Origin of the sequence: Vibrio antiquarius (assembly GCF_000024825.1) — a bacterium.
GTDB lineage: Bacteria > Pseudomonadota > Gammaproteobacteria > Enterobacterales > Vibrionaceae > Vibrio > Vibrio diabolicus.
The window spans coordinates 1700540-1725499 of sequence record NC_013456.1; the positions used below are offsets into that span (position 1 = coordinate 1700540).

23 protein-coding genes are annotated in these 24960 nt (G+C 44.4%); 14 read left to right on the forward strand and 9 right to left on the reverse strand.

Translation table 11 applies throughout. The annotated features are described in order from the left end of the window. Positions 1 to 73: 73 nt before the first annotated feature. Both mepK and VEA_RS07970 read left to right on the forward strand, forming a co-directional pair. On the forward strand, positions 74 to 622 hold the full coding sequence (gene mepK / locus VEA_RS07965) for a peptidoglycan L,D-endopeptidase MepK (protein ID WP_041852917.1): 549 nt from the start codon (positions 74 to 76) through the stop codon (positions 620 to 622). 85 nt (positions 623 to 707) lie between these two features. After that, entirely contained in the window at positions 708 to 1364 is a 657-nt protein-coding gene (locus VEA_RS07970; protein ID WP_006743374.1) for an MBL fold metallo-hydrolase, read from the forward strand. A gap of 18 nt (positions 1365 to 1382) precedes the next feature. Here VEA_RS07970 and VEA_RS07975 read toward each other — a convergent pair whose 3' ends face one another. Then, positions 1383 to 2048, reverse strand: a complete 666-nt coding sequence (locus VEA_RS07975; protein WP_012841641.1) for a DUF2982 domain-containing protein — start codon at positions 2046 to 2048, stop codon at positions 1383 to 1385. Between the two features lie 273 nt (positions 2049 to 2321). On the opposite strand from VEA_RS07975, the gene VEA_RS07980 reads away from it, so the two are divergent. The 6 genes from VEA_RS07980 to VEA_RS08005 all read left to right on the forward strand — a co-directional run bounded on the left by VEA_RS07980 (position 2322) and on the right by VEA_RS08005 (position 8324). Beyond that, positions 2322 to 2726, forward strand: a complete 405-nt coding sequence (locus VEA_RS07980; RefSeq protein WP_005394736.1) for a hypothetical protein — start codon at positions 2322 to 2324, stop codon at positions 2724 to 2726. A 414-nt stretch (positions 2727 to 3140) separates the two neighbouring features. After that, positions 3141 to 4232 (forward strand): TRAP transporter substrate-binding protein, encoded by a 1092-nt coding sequence (locus tag VEA_RS07985; protein WP_005394734.1) that lies wholly within the window; start codon positions 3141 to 3143, stop codon positions 4230 to 4232. Positions 4233 to 4347: 115 nt separating this feature from the next. Continuing rightward, positions 4348 to 4887 (forward strand): TRAP transporter small permease subunit, encoded by a 540-nt coding sequence (locus VEA_RS07990; protein ID WP_012841642.1) that lies wholly within the window; start codon positions 4348 to 4350, stop codon positions 4885 to 4887. Positions 4888 to 4899: 12 nt separating this feature from the next. After that, complete coding sequence (locus VEA_RS07995) at positions 4900 to 6186, forward strand: TRAP transporter large permease (protein ID WP_005394731.1); 1287 nt, start codon at positions 4900 to 4902, stop codon at positions 6184 to 6186. Positions 6187 to 6337: 151 nt separating this feature from the next. Continuing rightward, the gene (locus VEA_RS08000) at positions 6338 to 7693 is read left to right on the forward strand and encodes a cache domain-containing protein (protein WP_012841643.1); all 1356 of its coding nucleotides are present in this window, start codon (positions 6338 to 6340) and stop codon (positions 7691 to 7693) included. Continuing rightward, positions 7686 to 8324, forward strand: a complete 639-nt coding sequence (locus VEA_RS08005) for a response regulator (protein ID WP_005394727.1) — start codon at positions 7686 to 7688, stop codon at positions 8322 to 8324. Before VEA_RS08000 ends, VEA_RS08005 begins: the two co-directional genes overlap by 8 nt. A 40-nt stretch (positions 8325 to 8364) precedes the next feature. Here VEA_RS08005 and VEA_RS08010 read toward each other — a convergent pair whose 3' ends face one another. Continuing rightward, positions 8365 to 8841 carry a MarR family winged helix-turn-helix transcriptional regulator gene (locus VEA_RS08010; RefSeq protein WP_031780419.1) on the reverse strand — a complete coding sequence of 159 codons (477 nt, stop codon included), beginning with the start codon at positions 8839 to 8841 and terminating at the stop codon, positions 8365 to 8367. Positions 8842 to 9229: 388 nt separating this feature from the next. Here VEA_RS08010 and VEA_RS08015 point away from each other — a divergent pair, with 388 nt between their 5' ends. Both VEA_RS08015 and VEA_RS08020 read left to right on the forward strand, forming a co-directional pair. Then, on the forward strand, positions 9230 to 10801 hold the full coding sequence (locus VEA_RS08015) for a BCCT family transporter (RefSeq protein WP_005394723.1): 1572 nt from the start codon (positions 9230 to 9232) through the stop codon (positions 10799 to 10801). Between the two features lie 230 nt (positions 10802 to 11031). Next, positions 11032 to 12915 carry a methyl-accepting chemotaxis protein gene (locus tag VEA_RS08020; protein ID WP_012841645.1) on the forward strand — a complete coding sequence of 628 codons (1884 nt, stop codon included), beginning with the start codon at positions 11032 to 11034 and terminating at the stop codon, positions 12913 to 12915. Positions 12916 to 12985: 70 nt separating this feature from the next. On the opposite strand, the gene VEA_RS08025 is transcribed toward VEA_RS08020, so the two are convergent. Further along, entirely contained in the window at positions 12986 to 13705 is a 720-nt protein-coding gene (locus VEA_RS08025; RefSeq protein ID WP_006741431.1) for a 3'-5' exonuclease, read from the reverse strand. 8 nt (positions 13706 to 13713) lie between these two features. Next, positions 13714 to 15603, reverse strand: a complete 1890-nt coding sequence (locus VEA_RS08030) for a DUF294 nucleotidyltransferase-like domain-containing protein (RefSeq protein ID WP_005396868.1) — start codon at positions 15601 to 15603, stop codon at positions 13714 to 13716. Between the two features lie 318 nt (positions 15604 to 15921). Between VEA_RS08030 and VEA_RS08035 the strand changes: the two genes are divergently transcribed. Then, on the forward strand, positions 15922 to 16563 hold the full coding sequence (locus VEA_RS08035; protein WP_012841646.1) for an outer membrane beta-barrel protein: 642 nt from the start codon (positions 15922 to 15924) through the stop codon (positions 16561 to 16563). 82 nt (positions 16564 to 16645) lie between these two features. Here VEA_RS08035 and VEA_RS08040 read toward each other — a convergent pair whose 3' ends face one another. From VEA_RS08040 to VEA_RS08050, 3 genes are all read right to left on the reverse strand, one after another. Then, the gene (locus VEA_RS08040) at positions 16646 to 17836 is read right to left on the reverse strand and encodes an amino acid aminotransferase (RefSeq protein WP_012841647.1); all 1191 of its coding nucleotides are present in this window, start codon (positions 17834 to 17836) and stop codon (positions 16646 to 16648) included. 331 nt (positions 17837 to 18167) lie between these two features. Beyond that, positions 18168 to 18467 (reverse strand): hypothetical protein, encoded by a 300-nt coding sequence (locus VEA_RS08045; protein WP_005396873.1) that lies wholly within the window; start codon positions 18465 to 18467, stop codon positions 18168 to 18170. Positions 18468 to 18748: 281 nt separating this feature from the next. Then, the gene (locus VEA_RS08050; protein ID WP_005396877.1) at positions 18749 to 18979 is read right to left on the reverse strand and encodes a hypothetical protein; all 231 of its coding nucleotides are present in this window, start codon (positions 18977 to 18979) and stop codon (positions 18749 to 18751) included. 259 nt (positions 18980 to 19238) lie between these two features. On the opposite strand from VEA_RS08050, the gene VEA_RS08055 reads away from it, so the two are divergent. Both VEA_RS08055 and VEA_RS08060 read left to right on the forward strand, forming a co-directional pair. Next, positions 19239 to 20645, forward strand: coding sequence for an aminotransferase-like domain-containing protein (locus VEA_RS08055; RefSeq protein WP_006741434.1), 1407 nt, complete (start codon positions 19239 to 19241; stop codon positions 20643 to 20645). Positions 20646 to 20766: 121 nt separating this feature from the next. Continuing rightward, entirely contained in the window at positions 20767 to 20985 is a 219-nt protein-coding gene (locus VEA_RS08060) for a hypothetical protein (RefSeq protein ID WP_012841649.1), read from the forward strand. Between the two features lie 101 nt (positions 20986 to 21086). On the opposite strand, the gene asnS is transcribed toward VEA_RS08060, so the two are convergent. Then, the gene (asnS, locus tag VEA_RS08065; protein ID WP_041852918.1) at positions 21087 to 22487 is read right to left on the reverse strand and encodes an asparagine--tRNA ligase; all 1401 of its coding nucleotides are present in this window, start codon (positions 22485 to 22487) and stop codon (positions 21087 to 21089) included. 188 nt (positions 22488 to 22675) lie between these two features. Next, on the reverse strand, positions 22676 to 24301 hold the full coding sequence (locus tag VEA_RS08070) for a methyl-accepting chemotaxis protein (RefSeq protein ID WP_006741436.1): 1626 nt from the start codon (positions 24299 to 24301) through the stop codon (positions 22676 to 22678). A gap of 292 nt (positions 24302 to 24593) precedes the next feature. Here VEA_RS08070 and queD point away from each other — a divergent pair, with 292 nt between their 5' ends. Next, positions 24594 to 24956: a 6-carboxytetrahydropterin synthase QueD gene (gene queD / locus VEA_RS08075; RefSeq protein WP_005376896.1), complete on the forward strand. Its 363-nt coding sequence runs from the start codon at positions 24594 to 24596 to the stop codon at positions 24954 to 24956. Positions 24957 to 24960: the final 4 nt, after the last annotated feature.

The window sequence follows — 24960 nt, forward strand, 5'->3', positions numbered from 1 at the left end:
TATGCATTTGACGTGACAAATGTGTTTGGGTAATGTCCGCGACTTGTTTAGTTGTTGAGCATTGTTTTTTGAAATGGTAAGTCGTAATTTTTCCCGCCGAGATTTCCTTAAAATGACCGCTGGTGGCGTAGTATTGGCATCTGCCTTGCCATCGATTTCATGGGCTTCATTCCCTGACGAGCCACGTGAGTTGGCGATGAACAACCTTAATACTGGAGAGCTCCTCGAAACATGCTATTTCGATGGTAGACGCTATCTTGATGATGAACTAAAAAAGCTGAATGAGTTTTGTCGTGATCACCGTCGAAACGAAGTTCATCCGATGGATCGACGCTTGTTCGATCAAATCAGCCAGATTCAAAAGCTGATCGGTACAGATGCAGAAGTCATTGTAATTTCTGGTTACCGTTCGCCTTTGACCAATGCGTCCCTGCGCAAAGGGGCTAGCGGAGTGGCAAAGAAAAGTCTTCATATGGAAGGTAAGGCCATAGACTTCCGTCTTGATGGAGTGAAATTGTCTGCTGTACGCGATGCAGCAATTAGCTTGAAAGCTGGTGGTGTTGGGTATTATCCAAGTAGTAACTTTGTCCATATCGATACAGGTGCTGTGCGTTCTTGGTAAGTCAATAGCAAGCCTTGAAGTCGCATGGGGTTAGTGTCATAGTTGCGCCAGTTTTAACGCAAATTTGTTTGGTAATAGGTTTTCTATGGCTATGAAATACCAAGTTGTCCCAGTGACATCTTTTTCTCAAAACTGTTCTATCGTGTGGTGTGATGAAACGATGAAAGGCATCGTTATTGACCCAGGCGGTGACGAAAAGCAACTTGCTATGCTCATTAAAGAGCTTGGCATCGAGATCGTCAACTTGGTGCTAACTCATGGTCACCTAGATCATGTTGGCGGAACAGAGCCGCTGGCTGCAATGCTTGGTGGTATTGAGATCATTGGTCCTCATAAAGCGGATAATTTTTGGCTACAAGGTCTAGAAGGGCAAAGCCAAATGTTTGGTTTCCCATTGACTGAAGCCTTTGAACCGCATCAATGGTTAAATGAGGGTGACACTGTCACGTTTGGTAATCAAGTATTAAAGGTATTCCACACACCAGGTCATACCCCTGGTCACGTTGTTCTTTATAGTGAAGAAGCGCGATTGGCGTTTGTGGGCGACGTATTGTTTAACGGTAGCATTGGCCGAACTGACTTCCCACAAGGTGATTTCAATACCTTGATTAGCTCTATCAAAGAGAAATTGTGGCCTTTAGGCAATGATGTCACGTTTGTCCCAGGTCACGGCCCTCAATCGACTTTCGGTCACGAGCGTAAAACTAACCCGTTCGTTGCTGACGAGATGCCGCTTTACTAAAAGCGCGTGTACTAAGCATTATTCTGGCTCGGCGGCAGCTAAGTATCGCCGAGTCAGTCCCACAAAATCCTCTGCTTCACGATCTAGGTCACTGGCTGATATAAACAGATCGTAGCCGTAAAATCCTCTTTGATATTTCATACGGTTGGCGAGCATCGCCAGTAAGCCTTTATACTCAATCCCATTGCTGTTTATGTATGGCTTAGGATCAAGCACCATATCTTCAAACTTTTCTTCACACTGATTCTGCTTCGCACCTAAATAAAGTAGTGCGCGTTGGCTAAGGAGAATTTCTGTCGCTATACGAGGGCAGATCGAATCCAAATAAGGTGAGTAGTGTTTTAGACGAATACCAATCCAAGGTAGCGGCTGATGCCACCCTTCCTGCTGGTAGCTACAAATCCCTATTGACTCAATATTTCGCCATCGGACGACCCATCCGCCTTTAAAAAGATGTTGTTGGAAGTGAGAAGCTGTCAGCGTAAAAGTGACTTGGCTTTTTTTGATCATCAAGATGGCGAAACCAACAATTGCAGACATCAAAATGACCGACAACATGGCTTGCTTCCATCCCGGAGAAATGACAACCAAAAACAGGGTTATCAGTGCAACGAGCAACAAAAGTATTCTGTTGATAGGGGAGTCGGGTTTGAAATGTGAATTTGTTAGGTGCAGCGTTTCCATGCTTATAACCTCATCGAATACTTGATCAAAAATGCGTGGATGACTAAATGTGCATTGACTTGCATTTGAAATAAAAGAAACCTCTGTTTTTATACCCAGTATTCAATAAATCCGTTCATAAAATATCTGATTAAATAGTAGACGTTCTATGCTTTGAGCGCATTTTTCATCGCGTTTCGCCGCTAAAACCTACAAATTGCTTGTGAATTTTGGTATAAAACGCGCTTCAAATTTTCATCCCTGCTGAGATGCAGTGAACTGGAGAAATATTCAATGAGACTTGCTCATAAGCGTAAAGTGCAGATGAAACTGCAAAAACGCATTAAAGCGACAGTAGCAAACTTAGCTGCAGCACCTAAAGCAGTGAAGCCTGTTGCCGAAAAAGCAGTAGCACCTTCTGTTGCTGAAAAAGCTGTTGCGGAGAAAGTAGTAGCTGAGAAAAAAGTAGCTGCAGTGAAAACAGTTGATGTTGCCCTTACTCCTAAGCAACAACAAGTATTAGACATCGTTGTAGCAAATGCTGAAGGTATCAATCCTAAAGGCATTGGTCTAGCTGCAGGTCAAGAAGATACTAAAGCGGCATCATGGGCTACTGGCGCACTGAAGAAGCTTCTTGAAGAAAACCTAGTTCAAAAAGAGCAGTTAGCAGGTAACAAAGTTATCTATAAAGCAGTTTAATTACCGCTACCGTTCTAGCTTGAATACCTCGGCCAATGCCGGGGTATTTTTTTATCTTCGTATTGAAAGTAATCCATTAGGTGTTGATTTTAACGCTGCCAATAAGTGCTTTGTCACATTTTCTTAAATACTATGTAAATTTTTTGGCAGAGAAGTACGTACGTATCATTTTTCTTTTTACATCGTTAAGGGAAAAGTAACTCATTAATTTTATCATGGTTAAACTTGTTGCATAACGGCTGTCCTACGTAGTTATACGTAATACCTAAGGCTAATGTCTTATTGATGAATTACTCGCTTCCGTGTTCATGCCCATTTCGCATTCGACAACATTGTTACATCTTTTATACCGAATACAGCCAATCCTAATGAAATGGATGACAACAATAACCTTGGTGATAAAGGACGTGAACGATGAGTCTAATCCAAAAATCTTTAAAACGAGTGCTCAAAACAACCGCTGTCGTTGCCGCGATGACATTCGTTGTGACTTCTGCAAATGCTGCTGAAAAAGTCTATCGTTTAAAGCTTGCTGAAACTTGGGGACCTAACTTCCCTATTTTTGGTGATGCGACAAAAAACATGGCAAAAATGGCAGAGGAGATGTCCAACGGGCGTCTACAAATCCGTATTGATTCCGCAAACAAGCACAAAGCGCCTTTTGGGGTGTTTGATATGGTTAAGTCTGGTCAATACGACATGGGCCACTCGGCGTCTTACTACTGGAAGGGCAAGGTTCCAAACACACTTTACTTCACTTCTATGCCTTTCGGTATGTTACCAACTGAGCAGTATGCGTGGTTTTACTACGGCGGTGGTATGGAGCTGATGGAGAAGGTGTACTCTCCACATAATTTGATGTCTTTCCCTGGCGGTAATACCGATACTCAGATGGGCGGGTGGTTCCAGAAAGAGATCAAGTCCGTCGAGGATTTGCAGGGTTTGAAAATGCGTATCCCAGGTTTTGCTGGTGAGATCTTGGCAGAGCTAGGTGCAAAACCAACGAATATCGCCCCTGGTGAACTATATACCTCTCTAGAGCGTCGCACAATTGATGCCTTGGAGTGGGTTGGTCCATCATTGGATTTGCGCATGGGATTCCACAAAATCGCGCCATACTACTACACAGGTTGGCATGAGCCAGCAACTGAGCTTCAGTTCCTTGTTAATAAGCGTACTTGGAACCGTCTACCTGATGATCTAAAAGCGATTTTACAAGTAGCAATGAAAACCGCCGCTTACGATATGTACACGCAATCGAAACACGAAAGTGGCAAAAACTGGGCATCTATCAAATCTGAATACCCAAATGTTGAAGTCAAAGACTTCCCGCCTGAAGTAGTGGCTGCGTTGCGAGAAGCAAACGATCGTTTGTTGAAAGAGCACGCAGAAAAAGATGCTTTGGCGAAAGAGATTCAAGAGTCGCAAGCGAACTACATGAATCAAGTTCGACCTTGGTCAGACATTTCACACCGAGCTTACTTAAACAGTCAAGCTCAACAATAACGTTATGACGCAGGCGACGCCGAGAGGTTTAGCCTGCGAACGAAGCCCAAGAAAACTTCATAATGAATGCTCCGCACCATAGCGGAGCGTATCCAAACGTTCCACGGAGTTCGGAATGAGAAGTCTTATTTATATTGAGCGATTATTTAACCGCTTTAGCGATTTTCTCGGATGGTTGTCCAGCATCCTGTTTATTTTATTGTTGGTGAATGTGGTTTACGACGTTGTGATGCGATATGTATTCAACGATGTATCCATTGCATTCCAAGAAATGGAATGGCATCTATTCTCCGCCGTATTTCTGCTTGGTGTGCCTTACGCGATTAAGTCTGGTGGCCATGTTCGCGTCGACATTTTTTATGAACGCTTATCTTACAAAGCACAATCCATCATCGACATCATAGGCACGCTATTTTTCTTATTCCCTTTTTGCCTACTAGTGGCTTGGTTTGGTATCGATTTCGCCAAAGAAAGTTACGCGCTAGGCGAGACGTCTGGTGATCCAGGCGGATTGCCATATCGTTGGATCATCAAAGCGATGATTCCGCTGTCATTTTTCTTTATGGCAGTCAGTGGCATTGGACTGCTGCTGCATTCGATCAACAAGATTGTTAACCCTCATCTTATCTATGCCGGTAATAACGGTAAGTCGTAAAAGGAAGTCATTATGATCGGTATAGTGATGTTTTTTGTCGCGCTCTTTGCGCTTTTATTGGGATTCCCCGTTGCCTTTACTTTTGGCGGTATTGCACTGATTTTTGGTGTTTGGGCTGAAGGCATCGAGATGTTTGCTTTCATGCCATATCGTATTCAATCCATTATGGAAAATACGGTGCTAATGGCCGTGCCATTGTTTGTCTTCATGGGACTAGTACTTCAGAAGACGAAGCTTGCAGAGCAACTGCTTGAGTCGATGGGACGTCTGTTTGGCGGCGTCCGTGGTGGTATTGCTATTTCGACAGTATTGGTTGGCGCATTACTTGCCGCGTCAACGGGCGTAGTCGGCGCATCGGTTGTTGCGATGGGGCTGATCTCACTCCCTGTGATGCTTAAATACAATTACGACAAAGGCTTGGCGTGCGGGACTATTTGTGCGTCTGGTACCTTGGGACAAATTATTCCACCTTCTATCGTGTTGATCTTGTTAGGGGATGTACTCGGCGTTCCGGTCGGGGATTTATTCCAAGCTGCAATCTGGCCCGGTATCACACTCGTCGGCGCCTATGTTATCTACATTCTTATTTACGCGAAGTTGAATCCTCAAGCCGCACAGGCAATAGAGCGCGATGAGTCGATCAGTCGAAAGCAAGAAGTATTCACCGCGCTGAAAGCCGTTTTACCGCCACTAGCACTGATCATTGTGGTATTGGGCTCCATCTTTGCTGGGATTGCAACGCCAACAGAGTCAGCGGCTCTGGGCGGCGCTGGTGCGATAGTTCTGTCGTTACTGTATAAGCAGTTTAGTTGGTCGATGATTTATGATGCATCGAAAGAAACCGTTAAAGTAACCGCAATGGTCTTTGCTATTTTGCTAGGGGCAACCGCCTTCTCAATGGCATTTACCTACACCGGCGGTGATTATCTAGTCGAAGAGTGGATGTTAGAATTGCCTGGAGAAAAGTGGGGCTTCCTCATCATTACCATGGTGGTGATTCTGATTTTAGGCTTCTTTATCGACTTCGTTGAAATCTGCTTTATCATCGTGCCAATTATTGCGCCGGTCGCTGAGTTGATGGGTATCAACATGACGTGGTTTGCGATTCTTATCGCAATGAACTTACAGACATCATTCCTAACACCGCCATTTGGTTTTAGTTTGTTCTATCTAAAAGGCGTCGCACCAGCAGGTGTCACTACGCGAGATATTTACAAAGGTGTGATGCCGTTTATCGCGATTCAAATTGTCGTGTTGGCTTCTTTGCTGTTCTTCCCTGGCTTTTATGGCATGAGTTGATCACTCGATAATAAAAGAGATTTTGTGAACTGAGAGTTTTTACCTTTTGAGACAAGTTGTTAAGCTGCTATTTATGTCTAGGCGGACGAAGTCGAGTTATTTGTGCTGCTAAGATAGTGAGCTGTAAAGCAGCGTTTCATGGAGGAAAGGGATGCCTCTCAAAGCAAAGTTAATTCTGCTGACATTGATACCCGTGGTATTGGTGTCAGCGAGTATCAGTTGGATTTCTATCTATCAAACCAAGACTCTTGGCAAAAGGGAGGTAGAGATCTTTCATCAAAACCTGATCCAATCAAAAGAGGCGGCGCTCAAAGACACGGTCGACGTCGCCTTTGACTCCATTTCTTATATTTACAACGATCCAACCTTAGAAGAGGGCGTTGCTAAAACACGCGTGAAAGCGATTTTAAACCGTTTAAGCTACGGAGCAGACGGCTACTTTTTTGCTTACGATAAATACGGCACCAACCTTGTACATCCTGTTCTTCCAGAGCTAGTCGGGGAGAACTTACTCTATCTTGAAGACGAGAATGGCGATCGTCTAATCGAAGCTTTGTTGTATCAAGCTCAATCAGGTGGTGGATTTCATCAGTACCTGTGGCAAAAGCCATCTACGGGTGAGGTCGTCCCAAAGCTTAGCTACGCCGCATGGCTCGATAAGTGGGAATGGATGATAGGAACAGGGCTCTATATTGAGGACGTCAGTCAAGAAGTCGCCAATATGCGTGCTGCGGTGAACAAAAATATCGAAACGACTTTTTTCTCGGTCGTCGTGATCTTAGCGGTGACCGTTGCTGTAATTATCGTTCTCACTTTAGCGATCAATCTGCATGAACACCGTCTTGCCGATAAAAACCTTAAAGAGTTGGCACATAAAACCGTCATGTTTCAAGAGGATGAGAAAAAGCATCTAGCGAGAGAGTTGCATGATGGAATCAACCAGCTGTTAGTTTCTAGTAAATGTCATTTGGATTTAATGAGTCATAGACTGGAAGACGAAAAACTCAAATCCCACTTAGATAAATCGCAACGCTCATTGGTCACCGCGATAAATGAAGTAAGGCATATTTCTCATCAACTTCGCCCTAGCGCCCTTGATGATATCGGCTTAGAGGCGGCACTGACCACTTTACTGCAAGACTTTCACTCTCACTCTGGGATTGATATAGAAAGTAATTTTGATACTCAGCAGTACAAACTGACGTCGGAAGTCGCGACGACCTTGTATCGTGTTGCTCAAGAGTCTTTGAACAACATCGAAAAACACGCAAGAGCGAAAAAAGTGACGGTTACTTTGCAAAAAATGGGCAATATGCTGCAATTACTCATACGTGACGACGGTGTTGGCTTTGTGGTTAACCAAGCAGTGCACCAACAAGGGATTGGGTTAAGGAACATGCAAGAGCGTGTAGAGTTCATTGGTGGTGAGTTTGAACTGATGAGTGAGCTTGGTTTAGGAACAGAGATTACCGTGCTGCTTAATTTGGATGAATTAGTTTATGGATAAACCGATTAGTGTGGTGATTGTTGATGATCATCAAGTGGTCTTAGATGGCTTCATGGCTCGCTTGGAGTTAGAGCCTGATATTGAAGTGGTCGGTACAGCAAGCAATGGGCTGGAAGCGATTGAAGTCGCAAAGCACCTTCAGCCTGATGTCATCTTGATGGACATTAGCATGCCGATAATGAACGGTATTGAAGCGACAGGGGTAATTAAAGAAGAGCGACCAGAAAGCAAAATACTTATGCTGACCATGCACGATAACCGTGAATACATCATGAAGGTCATGCAAGCTGGCGCAGTAGGGTACATGCTCAAGGAAATCTCGGCCGAGAAAATGGTGCAAGCAATAAAAACGGTGAATCAAGGTTCAACGTATTTCTGCGAGTCTGTCACACAAACGCTTTTTACCCAAGAGGTGGTGCCAGCCACTCAAAAAACGAATCCACTTAGCCGCAGGGAAGAAGCGGTGCTTAAATTAGTCGCTCAAGGAAACAGCAGTAAGAAAATCGCCACACTGCTTAACATTAGCTACCGAACGGTAGAGACGCATCGCCACAACATTAAGCACAAGTTGGATTTACATTCGACGGCGGAGCTAGCGAAATATGCGTTTGAAACAGGGTTAACGGAGTAGGAGAGTAGTGCCCGCAAAAAGCGAGCACGTGAGAGCGAAATTAATCGACTTTTGTAATGCTGCCAAGCTCTAGCATTGGAGCGACATCGATATCCTCTGCATTCATCATTGTTGAGATGCGTTGAACGGAAGATAGCAGCAGAGACTGCTCCCATTCTTCCAGTTTTTGGAATCGATTAATGAAGTGTTCCTGCAATGGCGTTGGTGCTTGCTTTAGGGCTTCTTGGCCTTTGCTCGTAAGTACAGCATGCACTTTACGCTTGTCTTGAACACTGCGTTGACGCTCAACAAACTGGCCTCGTTCTAGTCTATCTAGAATGGTCGTTGCGGTCGCTTGGCTCATGTTAGTGTGGCTAGACAACTGTTTAATCGTTACGTTATCTAACTCATTGATAGCACGCATCAAAATCAACTGTGGAGCGGTCAATCCAGACTCTTTGCTCAGCTTTTTAGAATGTAAATCAATAGCGCGGATGATCTGACGAATCGAGACCAATACTTCTTCGTACTTTTCCAATTTATTCATCCAGTCTGTAGGGAACATTTATCGAGGCGACACTAACTTAAATGCGCCCTTATTTAAAGGGGTGGAATCAAAAATTACCACTACAATTTTAAGTAGTGTCTCCAATTTCATTTTGTTGCGTCGTGTAGACAAAATAAGAAGACCTAAAATTATTATAGCAATAAATGTTTGTGGTCTAACTATTGCGCTAGTGGTTTATCCTTTTAAAGGCGGAAATTGCTGAGTGAAAAGTAAGTTATTGGATTTTTTCATAGCAAAAAGATAGACAAAAACGTGTCAAATGATAGGATCTTGCGCCTTCACGGAATGTAAAACGTATCGTGTTCGAAAGATTTTTTTTGTTTGGTACGTAAAAACAGTACAAAAATAGAGAGGAACGATGACAAAGGGTATAGATAAGTACAGTATCGATAGTACCGACTATACGGTAGGTCAAGACAACGTTCAAAAATGGGGTTTTGATGTTCATAACCCAGTTTTTGGTATTAGTGCAGGTTTAATTGCGCTATTTCTTGTCGCTGCATTAGTTCTAGATGCACATACCGCAAAGACGGCACTTGATGGGCTGAAATGGAAGATCATTGGTTCATTCGATTGGTTGTTCATTATTGCAGGTAATATTTTCGTTATTTTCTGTTTGGCACTTATCGTTTCGCCAATGGGTAAAATCCGCCTAGGTGGTAAAGACGCTGTTGCCGATTACTCGTTCATGTCATGGCTTGCAATGCTATTTGCGGCTGGTATGGGTATCGGTTTAATGTTCTGGAGTGTCGCAGAACCTGTCGCTTACTTCACTGGTTGGTATGAAACGCCACTCGGTGTTGAAGCAAACACACCAGAAGCAGCGAGATTGGCACTGGGTGCGACGATGTTCCACTGGGGTCTTCACCCATGGGCAATTTACGGTGTTGTAGCACTTTCTTTAGCATTCTTTGCCTACAACAAAGGTTTACCGCTTTCTATGCGCTCGATCTTCTACCCGCTTCTGGGTGATCGCGCGTGGGGCTGGGCTGGTCATATCGTGGATATCTTGGCCGTTCTTGCGACCTTGTTTGGTCTTGCAACGTCACTGGGCTTAGGTGCACAACAAGCGGCAAGTGGTATTCATCACGTATTTGGTGTTGAGCCAGGCCTGGGCCTACAAATCGTCGTCATTACCGTTGTAACTTTGCTTGCTGTTGTTTCAGTGGTACGTGGTATTGATGGTGGCGTTAAAGTCATTAGTAACATCAACATGGTCGTGGCGTTCTTGCTACTGATTCTTGTTGGTCTTATCGGTTGGGCGGCGAGTCTAGGTTCGATTCCAACCACACTTATGGCATACGTAGAGAATATTATTCCGCTAAGTAACCCGTTTGGTCGTACAGATGAGGCATGGTTCCAAGGCTGGACAGTATTCTACTGGGCTTGGTGGATTTCATGGTCACCATTCGTAGGTATGTTCATTGCGCGTGTTTCTCGCGGTCGTACCGTTCGTGAATTCATTACAGCCGTTCTACTGGTTCCAACCGCTGTTACTGTTGTTTGGATGTCAGTATTTGGTGGTCTAGCGATCGAGCAAGTTGTTGATAAAGTAGGTGAGTTGGGCACGAATGGTTTGACTGACGTTTCACTTGCTATGTTCCAAATGTTCGATGTTCTTCCATTTGGTAGCATGCTTTCAATCATTGCTGTTGTGTTGGTACTTGTGTTCTTCATCACGTCTTCTGACTCTGGTTCACTTGTTATCGACAGCATCACAGCGGGCGGTAAAGTCGACGCTCCTGTACTTCAACGTGTTTTCTGGGCATTTATGGAAGGTGCAATTGCGGTTGCTCTACTGTGGATTGGTGGCTCAGAAGCAGTTCAAGCGCTTCAGGCTGGTGCAATTTCTACAGCACTACCGTTTACCTTCATTCTGCTTGCAATGTGTGTGAGCTTATTGATGGGTATGAGAACAGAACGTCAATAATTCAGGCATTTTATAAATCTGTCTGAGTAACAAGTAATCAAAAGGCCAGCATTTTGCTGGCTTTTTTTGTGCGGTTTTTATGACGGTGAGACAAAAAAATGACACATGAAAGTTCATATTTTACAAAGAGTTAATGTGCTATTTTGTTTTTTAAAAATTAGTGAATAGTCGTGAAAAAGTGTGTAATATTCACACACCTTAACTGTTCTCCCAACTCAAAAACTATAAATATGAAATTATCATTAAAACAAAAGCTTATTGGCGCAAGCCTTTCTGCTGTTGTTGTGATGGCAACAGCACTTACTTGGTTGTCGGCTGGTCAATTATTTGATCAGACTCGTTCAGGTGTCTATTCACGTGCGCAAAGTCTAAGTACTACTGCGTCAGAAGGAATTTCTGATTGGGTCAATATCCGTAAAGATATTGCTACCGCATTCAACGACTACTCGACAGAGCAAGACGTTGTCCCTTTCCTACAACAAGCTCGCAAGGCTGGTGGCTTTGATGACATCTTCCTTGGTACACCAAATGGTGATATGTATCGCTCTCACCCAGAGCGTAACCGTGCTGATTACGATCCTCGTACTCGTCCTTGGTACAAAGATGCTAACGCCGCAGGTAAGCAGATCATCACAGCTGCATATCAAGATGCAATCACTAACGCGCTGCTTGTAACCATTGCTGAGCCAGTAATGAAAAATGGTCAGTTTGTTGGTGTTGTTGGTGCAGATGTACTGATCGATCAGCTTATCAGCGACGTGATTAACCTAGATGCAGGTGAAAACGCGCATGCGATGTTAATCGATATGAACGAAGGTACGTTCCTAGCGCATCCTGATAAAAGCTTAACGCTTAAGCCTATCACCAGTGTTCTAAAAGACTTTTCAGAAGAGGCAATCGAGCGCGCTGCAGATGAAGGTCGTATCGAAGATACGGTAATCAAAGGCAAAGAGAAGCTTTACTACTTTAATAAAGTACCTGGCACGCATTGGATGTTCGCGATTGAAATGGATCGCGCAACGGAAGAAGCAGGGCATGCGGTATTGCTACGTGACCTATTGATCACTGCAGTGATGATCACCATTGTAGTTATTCTTGCGGTATCTTGGTTGGTTGGTTTCTTGTTCCGTGACTTGAGCCGTGTATCAAATGCACTTGAGGAAATTGCATCTGGTGAAGGTGACTTAACGCAACGACTAGAACCACGTAGTGATGATGAAGTCGGTAAACTGGCTGAAAACTTCAACCGCTTTGTTGGCAACATGCACACGATGGTGACCAAGCTTAGCCACGTATCATCTGCGCTTTCAGAGCAAGCACGCACGACGGCACAGCAAGCTGAAGAGCGCAGTCAGCGTATCTCTTACCAGCAAGATGAGATCAACATGGTTGCGACGGCTGTGAACGAAATGGCAGCAGCGACACAAGAAATTGCAGGTAATGCAGATAGCACGGCAAGTAACTCAGAGGAAGCGGTTCAAGCTTGTTCACACGGTTCTAGCCAAGTGACTCAGACGCAAGGTTCTATCCAGAACTTGGCGCAAGAAGTTCAAGTCGCCACTGATGTGATTCAAGAGCTAGAAGCACACGGAAATAGCATCAATACGATTCTATCAACGATTCAAGGTATTGCTGAGCAAACTAACCTACTTGCACTTAACGCGGCAATTGAAGCGGCACGTGCAGGTGAACAAGGCCGTGGCTTTGCTGTGGTTGCGGATGAAGTTCGCGTATTGAGCCAACGCACTCATGCTTCAACGCAAGAGATTCAAGAAACTATCGAGATGTTACAGGGCACAACAGCGAAAGCGGTTGGCATCATGGGTGATAGCCGTCGTCTGGCTGACACCAGTGTTGATGATGCAAACGCGGCTGCAGCGAGCTTGACGCAAATCCATACTGCTGTTGAGCGCATCAGTGACATGGCAACGCAGATTGCATCGGCGGCAGAAGAGCAAGCATCGGTAACAACCGAGATCACGCGTAATACTGAAGGCATTCGTGACGTTTCTAACGAGCTGTCGGTAGAAGCTCATCAAGCAGCAGAACAAGCTGCCCACCTATCTGAGCTTTCACACGAATTAGAGCAAGAGATTCAACGATTTAAGCTGTAATCGGATACCGACCTAAATAAAAAGGAGCCATTTGGCTCCTTTTTTGATCGCTTATTAAGCTAGCAAGACGTTATAGCCAGAACTCACTGATCGGTTGCTCTTCGCTATAATGATGGGCGATTTGCGCTTGTAGCAGTTCTGCCGTAGCAATTGCATCGGTTAATGCATGGTGAGGGGTATAGTCTGGCAGACCATAACGGCGTCGAGATTGCGCTAGCCGAACCGATTCTGGCTTTTTCCCTTTTAAACGCTCCCAGAGTGAGCCAGAGCGTTTCTGTTGAATGGTTTCTTCAAGATGCAGCGTATCTATCACTGGAAACTCAATTCCTTCCCCTAAACGGCTTTTGAGTGCTTTATCCAGAAATTCTCTCTCGATACGACGATAATGCACAACAATGATTTTTCCGCTTAAGCATGGTAGTAGCTCGCTTAAGATGTCACCCAAGTCAGGTGCATCGATCAATTCACTGTGAGTAATACCATGTATGATTACTGAGTCTTCATCGAGTGCTCGCTGCGGGCGAACTTTCCAATGACGCGAATTGCGCAAAAAAATCCGCTTCAAGTTAAACGGCACTAAACCAATGGTAATGATGTCATGTTTCTCGGGATTCAACCCCGTCGTTTCGAAATCTAGCGCGACGAACTCCACCTCAGACAGGGGGGTCTCTGGTGCAGGTGGTTTATTGCTATAAAACGCAATTAAATTCTCATCTTTAGCCATCTCCAACTTGTGTTCAAATTTCGCTGGCCACTGAATGGTTGGCTTCTGAAAGAGCTTTTTGATCATGTTCAACCTCACTTAAAGCTCTTATTTGCTTGGTAGCGGAACTTAAGGAAGTTCTGACCATTGCTTAGGATTTGGAAAGCATCTTTTAGGTTGCGACGTTCAAATTCAGAGAGGTTTTCTGGTTCGATATTGTTATCTGGGTCAATGCCTAATTCCACGTCCGTCGCTTGGTGACGAATACGCACCATGGAAATAAACTCTAGTGCGTCTTTTAAGTCTTGTGCACGACCTTTTGGCAAAATGCCAGCATCAATGATGTCGTCGAGACGCTCAAACGAATTCTGTGCGCGTGAGCCAACCGCCAGAGAGTGAACGCGAATTAAGTCGACCAGAGGAGCCGTACCACGACGTTTGAGGTTGATGGAGTTGTTGTGTCTGCCATCTTTCTCCATCACAAAGTCTTTAAAGAAGCCAAGTGGCGGCGTTCGGTTAAGTGCGTTGCGAGCCAGACAGGCTAAGAAGCGATTGTTTTTACGCGCACGACGAACAATAAAGCTGGTTAATTGTTCTGCCCATTTTAAGCGACCGTAAACGCCATCCAAATCGAAAAAGATGGACGCGTTGAGTAGCGCTTTCGGGTTCGGGTTATCAATCCAGTCAGCGAAGCACTCTTCCCACTCTGAACGAGTCATGCGCCATAATGGGTTGGTTGCCATAATATCGCCCGTACAATACTTGTAGCCACAGGCATCTAATCCATCACTGACATATTTCGCTAAAGCTTCGAAGTACTTACCATGTTTCTCTTCTTGGTAGGTCTCATCTAGAATGATGGCGTTATCTTGGTCAGTCACCAACAGTTGCTCATCACGTCCCATTGAGCCAAGTGCAAGGAAACAATAAGGAATTGGTGGTGGGCCAAGCTCTTCTTCAGCCATTTCTAACAGACGTTGTTTGAAGCTTCGACCAATTACGGACATCGCACTGCCCACCATGTGTGAGTTGGCATCTTCGTTGACCAGGCGTACAAAGCTGCTTTTTACTTCTTCAGCAACAACTGCCAAATCTTCGATGGTCTGCTGTTGGAAAATGCTGCTCACCAATAAGAGCGAGTTTTGTGATTCATAACGAACAATGTCGGTTGTTTCGATAATACCAATAGGCAATTGGTTTTTAACCACAGGTAGATGATGCACGTTGTAACGCAGCATGGTTAACATTGCTTCATAGATGTAGGCATTGTGATCAAGAGACATGACTTCAGTGGTCATCACACTTGATACATCGTCCTGTGGAGACAAGCCTTCGGCTAACACACGGGTACACAAGTCACGGTCAGTAATAATACCAAGTACCGGAGACTGTGGGTCATCTTCGTCACGAACGAAATCTGGATCGACGATAAGCAGAGCAGATACGTTGTCATTCGCCATCTGCTGCGCGGCTTGCTGGATTGTCTGTCCTCGATCAATCGTATGAGCATCGCCAGTCAGCAAGGTTTTCACTTTCGATGTCGTCAGGTCATTGGCATCTTTGTTTTCTGAAATGGCTTGGCGTAAACGAGCACTATTTTCCACTTCGACAAAGTCTGCAAAGGAATCAAAGTTGTCGTATATTTCTTGGAAAACGTCACCAGGAATACAGTAGAGCAGAGTATCTTCAATGGCTTTTACCGGAAAGCGTACTTTGTTGTTGGTTAGCATTCCCATCTGGCCAAATAGGTCACCTTCATCAAGACGGTTATAAAGCTCTCCTTTGCGTCGATAAACTTCTACGACCCCGCTTCGCACCACGTAGAGATCTTGGATATAGTCTCCAAAATGGATGATTGGGGTATCTTCTCGGTAGTACGAGATCTCGACACTCTCTGTCACCTTGTTTAGTGTTTCTTCAGGGAGTTCATTGAACGGGGGGTACTTGGCGAGAAAGTTATAAATCTCGAGAAGTTCTGCATCCATCGAAGGTGCCTTTTAGTTCGCAAATAATAAAGTAATCTTAACTTAGTTTTAAAACAGAGTCTTATCTGAACCGTGATTTTCGTACTCAGTCATAAGATTCTGACATATCGCACGATAAGGAATCGGCATTTCTACTACTATATAGTCACTTAAAAGGTGAGCGGACGTGGTCGATATATTTTGGGCCAATGCTTGATTTAGAGGCATAGCAGATTTCAAATCGTTACCGCGTCTGTAAACTAAGTTATTTTTGTTGAACTAAGCCACTCAAGGTGATTTGGGGGCAGTGTTTAAATAATTCTCATGAAAGGAAGTCGAATGGTGAGAAGTTTATTGCTTGCGTCTTTAGCTGCTTTGCCAGCAGCAACTAGCGCGGCGGTCATGGACCAAGCAGAAAAATTTGGGTATGAACACATTCACCTGGATGTGGGTGCCGGAACCACAAATGAAGAGTGGTTAGATAATTCGAACGCGACCACAATTGGGCTCGGTGGTAATTACTTATTTACTGAGAACTGGTTGTTTAATGTCGATTACTCGGCGCAGTTTTTCCATCCGGACGACTTTACTCTTCGCATTGACCGTTTGTTGTTTGGTGGTGGTTATCGTTATGGGATTACGGATCAATTCGATATCTACGGTAAATATGGAATAGGTGCAATCAAAGCGAAAGCGACGGACGACAAAACGGATAATACGTTATCTTCAGATAGCGAATTGCTTCAAGCCGTCACCGTTGGGGTAAATTACTTATTCAGTGAAAAACTTATTGCGACGGCCGAGGTGGAAGTTAACCGCAGTGATATCGTCGATGAGAACAATTTTAAGATAGGTTTTAACTACCAATGGCATGATGTTATTGGTACTGGTCTTTTTTACCAGTTTAGAGATACCGATTACAGCGGTGAGAGCTCTGATTATGTCAATGAAGTGGGGCTGAGTTTGAAGTTTGTCTACTAGCGGACAGGTTCATTTATTGGCAATAAATAAAAAAGGTCAGCTTATGCTGACCTTTCCTTTTAATAAAGTATGCGACTATCGATTATAAAACCGCTGCAATGCCTTTACATAGAGGACCCATATTTGACTTCGTCATACCAGCAACACTGATTCGGCCTGAACCGACGATGTAAATACCGAACTCTTCTTTCAGACGGTTTACTTGCTCTTTAGATAGGCCAGAGAAAGAGAACATACCATTTTGACGTTCGATGAAGCTAAAGTCTGCGTCCACACCTTCTGATTTTAGTGTCGCTACAAATAGTTCACGCATCTCTTGGATACGGTCACGCATTTCTGCTACTTCAGCTTCCCATTCCGCACGCATTTCGGCATTGCCAAGAATGTGAGTCACGACCGCGCTGCCGTGCGCTGGTGGGTTAGAGTAGATAGAGCGAATAATGGCTTTAACTTGCGAGAATGCGGTTGTTGCGACTTCTTCTGATTCCGCTACTAACGTGAAGGCACCAACGCGTTCGTTGTATAGGCCAAAGTTTTTCGAGAAAGAGCTCGCGACTAGGATTTCTTTGTTGTACTTAGCAAAAGTACGAAGACCCGCCGCATCCTCTTCCACACCTTTAGCAAAGCCTTGGTATGCGAAGTCAAATAGAGGAAGCAATTTCTTCTCTGCGACTAGTTTCGCCAATGTTTCCCATTCTTCAGCAGTTGGGTCGATACCTGTAGGGTTGTGGCAGCAGCCGTGTAGAAGCACGATGTCACCTTCAGATGCAGATTGCAGATCGTTTAGCATTGCATCGAAGTCTTTGTCTTTTGTTTCAGCGTTGTAGTAGCTGTATTGTGCCGTTTCGATACCAGCAGCAGTAAATACGCCGTTGTGGTTTGCCCAAGTAGGGTTGCTGATCCAGATTTTTACATCGCCAAGTTGGCGTTTAATGAACTCACCAGCAACACGTAATGCACCGGTACCACCTGGAGCTTGAGCTGTTTTAGCGCGTTTTTCGTTTACAATTTCCGCATCAGAGCCGAAAAGCAGTTTTTGTACTGCAATGCCGTACTCTGCTGTGCCTTCGATAGTTAGGTAAGACTTGGTTTTTTCAGTTTCAACAAGCGCTGCTTCAGCTTTCTTTACTGTTGCAAGAACGGGAGTTTCGCCTTGCTCGTTTTTGTAAATACCTACGCCAAGGTTAATTTTGTCTGCGCGAGTATCTTTTTTAAACTCTTCAGTAAGGCCAAGAATAGGGTCAGCCGGAGCGGCAACTACTTTTTCAAACATAATCTTCATCCATGTTAATCGAAGGGGTGTGCTAACATTTATACCTTTCAGCAATATTGGTTACAACCGTTACTGAAAAGAAAACCTAAAAAAGTTGCGATTTGAAACAGAATTCTAACATAACTAAAGTTTTTGCCATGAAAACGTTTGGTAGGCACAGAGTTTGAAGGGGATTTATACCATGGTTGATGAAGTTTTGTTCACATACCAATCGTTTGACTTCAGTGCTTTGCGTTAGTGATTTACGTTGAGTGGCGGTTACTAGTTGAGACAAAAACGCCCCACTAAAGGTGGAGCGTTTGCTTGTAAGAAGTATAGATGTTGGCTGATGTTATTTCTTCAGATCGATTTCAGACTCAACCGCATTGGTTTCGATGTCTGGGTTAGAAGAAAGCTTCTCAGTCGCCCAGTCGTTCATATGCTTTAAGATTGCTTTTAACGCGTGCTTCTCTGTTGGGACTTCCGCTTTTTCGACTTCAAGCTTTTGTTTCGGGTGTGTGCCCGTCGCATCTTCCGCTACGTGTAGCCAATCTGGGTGCCAATAATAAGGTTGGCCGGAAGGTGAACTCCAAGAATGTACGCCGTTGGATTCACCTTTGTATTTAATGTCTTCTTCGTTGTATTTCGCCATTATTGTTTTCTCTCATAATCCATGAGTTGAGGTGTGCATCACCATTACTATCTAAATGTAACAGATGTAATGAAAATTAATGTGATAACTATCGACTTATTTTGTCATTCGATAGCTACAGACGATGCGTACTTCTCATTCAGAAGAATTTACTATTTGGCAGGTTTTGGCTTTATTTGCGTTTAAAGCACACGGCGATGGATTCGCCTGCCTAACGCTATTCTTGAACGGCGATGGATTCGCCTGCCTAACGCTATTCTTGAACGGTGATAGAGCCTAAGCTACTCGTCATTCAAGTGTTTGAGAATCGCCGCTTTTGCATGCTCTTCTGTCGCTGCTTCTCCGTCAGGGACTTCAAGGTCAGCCTTTTTGTGTTCACCCAAGGCATCTTCAGCGATATGCAACCAATCAGGATGCCAGTAATAAGGGGTTGTGCCGCCAGGATGGTCCCAGCTATGTACACCTTTATGTTTCCCGCGATAAGAGAGATCGTCCATTGTAAATACTTTCATCGCTTCCTCCCGGCTTAAAAGATAGATGTCTAAGTGGACTTTACACTCTCAGCTCTGTGGAATGCCTTGCTTTTCGGACAAGGCAAAGATTTAAGACCACTCGGACGTATCAGTAAAAGTATGGAACATAAATTCTCACTTCGTCGTCGAAATTGCTATTAACAAGCTTGATAAATTACGTTGCTAAATTGACTACTGCCATATCAGAATGCTGGCGCGAAGTATGCTATGGTGCGGCTGCAAGTGAAATGAGGGATACATGAATCGATACCGTCAATTGGCCGAATTGTTTAAGGCACAAATTCAGCAAGATACTTGGAGAGCAGGGGAGAAGCTGCCTTCAATACGCGTCACCAGCCGCAATCATTCCGTAAGTGCAGGTACGGTATTACAAGCCTATCAATTGCTAGAGGCGCAAGGCTGGGTGATAGCAAAGCCTCAATCTGGTTACTATGTGACTGCCGATCTTGAACGTCTCACTAATACGAATGGAATTAAAAGCAACAATACACCATGCACCAAGTTGAATGATGAGTTGTATTCGTTTTTGAAGCATCAAGCAACATCGGATGTTGTTCATTTAGGCTCGGCGTTTCCGGATCCGTGTTTGTTTCCTTTAGAGTCGCTTAACCGTAATTTGGCCAGCTCGGGACGAAAAATGGGGCCGGATAAGTTGCTAGACAACCTACCTCCTGGTGCTGAGTCGTTAAGGCGACTCGTCGCTCAGAGGTATATTCATCATGGGATATCACTAACCCATGATGATGTGGTTATTACTTCCGGTGCGCTAGAAGCATTAAACTTGAGTTTGCAAGCGGTCACCCGACCAGGTGATACCGTCGTTGTTGAATCCCCAACGTTTTATGGCGCACTTCAAGCGGTAGAACGGTTAGGTCTCAAGGCTATTGAAATCAGTGTCGATGATGAGAGTGGGCATTCGCTTGAACAAATCGAAGCAGCTTTTGCCAATGAAGATGTTCGGGCTTGTTGGTTAATGACGAACTTTCATAATCCAACCGGGGCTTCTTTGTCTGATGAACACAAACGATACATTGTTGAGTTAGCCAATCGATATGATGTGTATCTCATTGAAGACGATGTGTACTCTGAGCTGTATTTTTCTGACAAAAGGCCGAACTCATTAAAGAGCTTTGATGAGCAAGAACGTGTCCTTCATTGTGGTTCTTTTTCTAAGAGTTTATGCCCTGGATATCGCTTGGGTTGGGTGGTGAATAAGCGTTTTAACGAGACTATTCAAAAGCTCCAGTTAATATCGACATTGTCTGGGAGTGCCCCTATTCAGCAGGGAGTTGCACACTACTTACAAAACGACAGTTACGACAACCACCTGAGAAAGCTGCGTAAGACACTGCAACACCGTCAAGCTGACTTCGTGGATTTACTCGCAAAGCACATACCTAAAGAGGTTACCTATCAACGTCCTGATGGTGGTTACTTTCTTTGGCTGAAATTGCCAGATGGAATATCAAGTAAAGCGGTATATCAAGCACTATTGTCTGAGCATGTTACCGTCGCTTATGGCAAACTCTTTTCGATAAGTGATCAATACGAAAACTATTTAAGACTGAATGCATCGCTTCCTTTAGAAACGAGTTTAGAACGTGCTATCAAAAGATTAGGTGATTTGCTTCGCGAATTACTCTGAATTGATACTCATTAAACTGCTTAGTGTTTTTTTGCTCCAACTGTATCAGCGCCATTTTTGCAAATTGTGCTTCAATCATTATTCAGGTCGACAGACCTTGGACGATTAAGCAGGATTTAAGATGAAAAAGCAGTTGGTTAAACATGAGTTAAGGTTAATCGCCGTTGCTATTTTTAGTGCGTTTTTACTGGTATTTGCGCATCTCATTTTGGCGAAGTCTTTCTCCCATATGGCATGGACAGAGTACACCGCGGCCGTGATCCCTTTCGTAATGTTTGGCTTATGTATTGTGGGCGTAAAGTACGCTGAAAAAGCGGACAGAGATAAGGAAGAAGACTAACTCAAGCTTGAGTTGCTTGGCAGATAGTATTGACGGTTGAGCACAAAATAAAAGACCTCCACTAGGGAGGTCTTTTCTAATTCTGTCTCACTAAAAAGTGATTAGAAGTTCGCAGAGCGAGGCGTACGTGGGAATGGGATCACGTCACGAACGTTGCCCATGCCTGTTACGTAAGATACTAGACGCTCAAAGCCTAGACCAAAGCCTGCGTGTGGCACTGTGCCGTAACGGCGTAAGTCGCGGTACCAGCTCATGTGCTCAGGGTCGATACCCATTTCGCGCATACGTGTATCCAGTACGTCTAGACGCTCTTCACGCTGAGAACCACCGATGATTTCACCGATGCCAGGTGCTAGAACGTCCATTGCCGCTACCGTCTTACCATCATCGTTCATACGCATGTAGAATGCTTTGATGTCTTTCGGGTAGTTCTTAACGATTACCGGCGCTTTGAAGTGCTCTTCCGCTAGGAAACGCTCGTGCTCAGATGACATATCGATACCCCACTCAACTGGGAATTCGAACTCACGGCCAGAATCCAACAGGATTTGGATCGCGTCAGTGTAGTCAACTTGTGCGAAGTCAGAAGAAACAAAGTTCTCTAGACGGCTAACGGCTTCTTTGTCGATGCGCTGAGCAAAGAACTCAAGGTCATCGCGACGCTCTTCAAGTACTGCTTTGAATACGTACTTAAGCATGTCTTCAGCCAGTTTCGCAACGTCGTCCAGTTCTGCAAACGCAACTTCAGGCTCAACCATCCAGAACTCTGCTAGGTGGCGGCTTGTGTTTGAGTTTTCAGCACGGAAAGTAGGGCCGAAAGTGTAAACCTTACTTAGTGCACAAGCGTAAGCTTCCGCGTTTAGCTGACCAGATACCGTAAGGAAAGTTTCTTTACCGAAGAAGTCTTCGTTGTAGTCTACTTTGCCAGCGTCTGTACGAGGTAGGTTTTCCATGTCTAGCGTAGAAACGCGGAACATTTCACCAGCGCCTTCAGCATCTGAGGCAGTGATCAACGGCGCAGATACCCAGAAGTAACCTTGCTCGTGGTAGAAGCGGTGGATCGCTTGAGATAGGCAGTTACGTACACGTGCTACCGCACCGATTACGTTTGTGCGCGGACGTAGGTGCGCTACTTCACGTAGGTACTCAATAGAGTGACGAGTTTTTGCCATCGGGTAAGTTTCTGCGTCTTCAACCCAACCAACCACTTTAACGCCAGTGGCAGCAAGTTCGAAGTCTTGGCCCTTTGCAGGAGATTCAACAATCTTACCAGTTACTTCAACAGAGCAGCCAGTCGTTAGCTTTAGTACTTCGTCTTCGTAATTATTAAGATTATTTGGGACCACGGCCTGAATCGGGTCGAAACAAGAGCCGTCATATATGGCAAGGAAAGAGATTCCAGCTTTGGAATCACGACGTGAACGGATCCAGCCACGAACAGTCACTTCGCTGTCTACTGCTAGCTGACCTCTCAATACGTCTGATACAGGCGCGTAAGTCATGTTTTCAATATTCTCCATTGAGGTAAAAATTCAACCCAACACTTATTAAAGTACTTGTCTAATAACATTTTTGTTCAAAAAACAAGCTAAGTGCTGAGTTGGGTAGCATTTTACAGATTCAACGAGACATATTACCTGTCAATTCGCTCGCATCAACCTTTATATTCATTTTGATGGGGAGAATCTCTCTATTTATTCACTCTTTGATGCTCTGAAAGTGTGAATTGGTTAAGTAATTGCTCTAAACGTTCGGATAGATGCTCTAAATCAACACTAATATCACGCGTGTGCGATGCTGATTGCGATGTGTCGTCAGCATGCAGTGTGATCACATCAATTTTGGATTGAATACGCTGACTGACGTCGGATGTGGTTTGCGTCTGGCTTTGAATGTTTTCCGCATGTTTCAGAACTTGATGCATTTCATCGACAACGTTATGCATCGTGACTGAAAGTGTCTCGACATCGACGGAACGTTGGTGAGCAAACTGGCAGACAGTATCCACAGAGGCTAAGGACTCTTCACTCCCTTGCTGGAATTGAGAAATGATATGCTCAATGTTGCCTGTGGCTTCGGCGGTCCGAGAAGCTAGGTTACGCACTTCCTCCGCGACGACGGCAAAACCGCGTCCTTGCTCTCCGGCTCGGGCGGCTTCAATTGCAGCATTCAACGCGAGCAGGTTGGTTTGTTCTGCAATGCCTTTAATGACCCCAAGAATGGATGATACTTCTTCGGTTCTTTGGTTTAACGAACTGATTTTTTCCCGTACGCCGTCAATATTGCTCACCAAGTGTTTGATGTCTTCGCTCACGCTGTGTGCTTGGCTTGCGCTGTGAGTGGCAACATCAACGGTATGGTTGACTAGAGCTGTGGCGTTATTGGTCGAGTCTTCAACGGCGGTTTGTTGTTGCAACATGTCGGTGATGTTGCTTTGTACGTCACTGGTTTCCAATTGTTGATTATTGGCCGCTTTGTCTGTTGATTGTGCAACATCCGTTAACTGACTGGCTGAATTGGCAAGAGAGTGGGAGGTGTCTTGTACACGCTCTAAACTCTCGGATACCGTATCCATAAACGAATTAATCGCGGTAGAAAGTTGGCCTACCTCATCTTTTTGGTGATGAACAAGTCGTTGAGATAGATCTTTACTATGGCTCACATTCGCCATGAATTGCGACGTTTTTTGTATTGGGCGAACAATGATCTTACGAATCAAACTCATCGTTATAATAAAACCAACAAACGCGATAACGGCCATTATTCCCATCGCAAACATTGCCTGTTTATTGATCATTGAATTGACGTGGTTCATGTTGTATTCCAAACGAATCGCGCCCAATACTTCGCCTTCTGGTGCTACATGGCAAGAAACGCAGTTGGTGCCACGATAATTTTCGCTTGATTTCATTGGTAGCGCGACAACTAGTCCGTTCCCCCAATTGGCTGAAATTGGCTCAATGACCAGTTCGCCATTTAAAGCTCGTTGGTCAATATCATCGACCGGTTGTTGGTTTGCTTGTCCTGGTCCGTAAAGCTTGGTTACGGTATCGGCCCGCAACACGCGAACTTCTTCAATCCCTTCTTGAGCGAGTGCTTTTTTTCGCAAAGTTTCTTTTTGCGACATTGTGCCTGTTAGCATCATCATGTTTAGGCTATCGAAGTAATTACTGGCCTTATCATGAAGCTGTTCACTGAGAACATCATTGATTAAGGTTTTTTGTTGATGGTATTGATAAGCCGTAGAGGCAGCCAGAACACAGCTGAAGACGGCAATTAACGCGAGCAAGAGCTTAAAAGTGATAGTTGAGCGCATAAATTTATAAGTGTAATTGGAACGAACTGCACAATCTTAATGTGCACAAATGCGCACTGCGAACAACGAAATGAATGATTGTGACCCCACTCATGTTGGGGATATGTAATTGTGATGTGAGTGCTGTGTAATCAAATGTTTGGCGCATGACAGAAATACGACGATCAGGACAAAGGTTTAATTATTTTCGCTGAGAACAAACGGCCTTTTGCTACGCTTGTATTGAGTAGCACTTGTCTGTTGGCAGTGAATTCCTTAGTATTGCGTGTCTTTTTAAAGCCTGAGAATCAAGATGAAAACAGAATTGTACAAAGAGTTTATGTTCGAAGCGGCACATCACTTGCCACATGTACCTGAAGGCCATAAGTGTGGTCGTTTGCATGGACACTCTTTCTTAGTTCGTCTTTATGTAGAAGGTGAGGTAGACCCGCATACTGGTTGGGTAGTGGATTTCGCTGAAATCAAAGCGGCATTCAAACCAATTTACAATCGTTTAGACCATTATTACCTGAACGACATTGAAGGGTTGGAGAATCCGACGAGCGAAGTGCTAGCAAAATGGATTTGGCAACAGCTTAAGCCAAGTTTACCGTTGCTAAGCAAAGTAGAAATCAAAGAAACGTGCACAGCCGGTTGTATTTACAAAGGTGAATAAGTCA

Bases quoted from the DNA above. Each gene is read 5' to 3' on its own strand.
- VEA_RS08070 (WP_006741436.1), bottom strand. From the start codon at position 24,301: ATGCGCTCAACTATCACTTTTAAGCTCTTGCTCGCGTTAATTGCCGTC.
- VEA_RS08050 (WP_005396877.1), bottom strand. From the start codon at position 18,979: ATGAAAGTATTTACAATGGACGATCTCTCTTATCGCGGGAAACATAAA.
- VEA_RS08005 (WP_005394727.1), top strand. From the start codon at position 7,686: ATGGATAAACCGATTAGTGTGGTGATTGTTGATGATCATCAAGTGGTC.
- VEA_RS08040 (WP_012841647.1), bottom strand. From the start codon at position 17,836: ATGTTTGAAAAAGTAGTTGCCGCTCCGGCTGACCCTATTCTTGGCCTT.
- mepK (WP_041852917.1), top strand. From the start codon at position 74: ATGGTAAGTCGTAATTTTTCCCGCCGAGATTTCCTTAAAATGACCGCT.
- VEA_RS08030 (WP_005396868.1), bottom strand. From the start codon at position 15,603: ATGGATGCAGAACTTCTCGAGATTTATAACTTTCTCGCCAAGTACCCC.
- VEA_RS08045 (WP_005396873.1), bottom strand. From the start codon at position 18,467: ATGGCGAAATACAACGAAGAAGACATTAAATACAAAGGTGAATCCAAC.
- VEA_RS08020 (WP_012841645.1), top strand. From the start codon at position 11,032: ATGAAATTATCATTAAAACAAAAGCTTATTGGCGCAAGCCTTTCTGCT.
- asnS (WP_041852918.1), bottom strand. From the start codon at position 22,487: ATGACTTACGCGCCTGTATCAGACGTATTGAGAGGTCAGCTAGCAGTA.
- VEA_RS07985 (WP_005394734.1), top strand. From the start codon at position 3,141: ATGAGTCTAATCCAAAAATCTTTAAAACGAGTGCTCAAAACAACCGCT.
- VEA_RS07975 (WP_012841641.1), bottom strand. From the start codon at position 2,048: ATGGAAACGCTGCACCTAACAAATTCACATTTCAAACCCGACTCCCCT.
- VEA_RS08025 (WP_006741431.1), bottom strand. From the start codon at position 13,705: ATGATCAAAAAGCTCTTTCAGAAGCCAACCATTCAGTGGCCAGCGAAA.
- VEA_RS07980 (WP_005394736.1), top strand. From the start codon at position 2,322: ATGAGACTTGCTCATAAGCGTAAAGTGCAGATGAAACTGCAAAAACGC.
- VEA_RS08055 (WP_006741434.1), top strand. From the start codon at position 19,239: ATGAATCGATACCGTCAATTGGCCGAATTGTTTAAGGCACAAATTCAG.
- VEA_RS08035 (WP_012841646.1), top strand. From the start codon at position 15,922: ATGGTGAGAAGTTTATTGCTTGCGTCTTTAGCTGCTTTGCCAGCAGCA.
- queD (WP_005376896.1), top strand. From the start codon at position 24,594: ATGAAAACAGAATTGTACAAAGAGTTTATGTTCGAAGCGGCACATCAC.
- VEA_RS07970 (WP_006743374.1), top strand. From the start codon at position 708: ATGGCTATGAAATACCAAGTTGTCCCAGTGACATCTTTTTCTCAAAAC.
- VEA_RS08060 (WP_012841649.1), top strand. From the start codon at position 20,767: ATGAAAAAGCAGTTGGTTAAACATGAGTTAAGGTTAATCGCCGTTGCT.
- VEA_RS07990 (WP_012841642.1), top strand. From the start codon at position 4,348: ATGAGAAGTCTTATTTATATTGAGCGATTATTTAACCGCTTTAGCGAT.
- VEA_RS08015 (WP_005394723.1), top strand. From the start codon at position 9,230: ATGACAAAGGGTATAGATAAGTACAGTATCGATAGTACCGACTATACG.
- VEA_RS07995 (WP_005394731.1), top strand. From the start codon at position 4,900: ATGATCGGTATAGTGATGTTTTTTGTCGCGCTCTTTGCGCTTTTATTG.
- VEA_RS08000 (WP_012841643.1), top strand. From the start codon at position 6,338: ATGCCTCTCAAAGCAAAGTTAATTCTGCTGACATTGATACCCGTGGTA.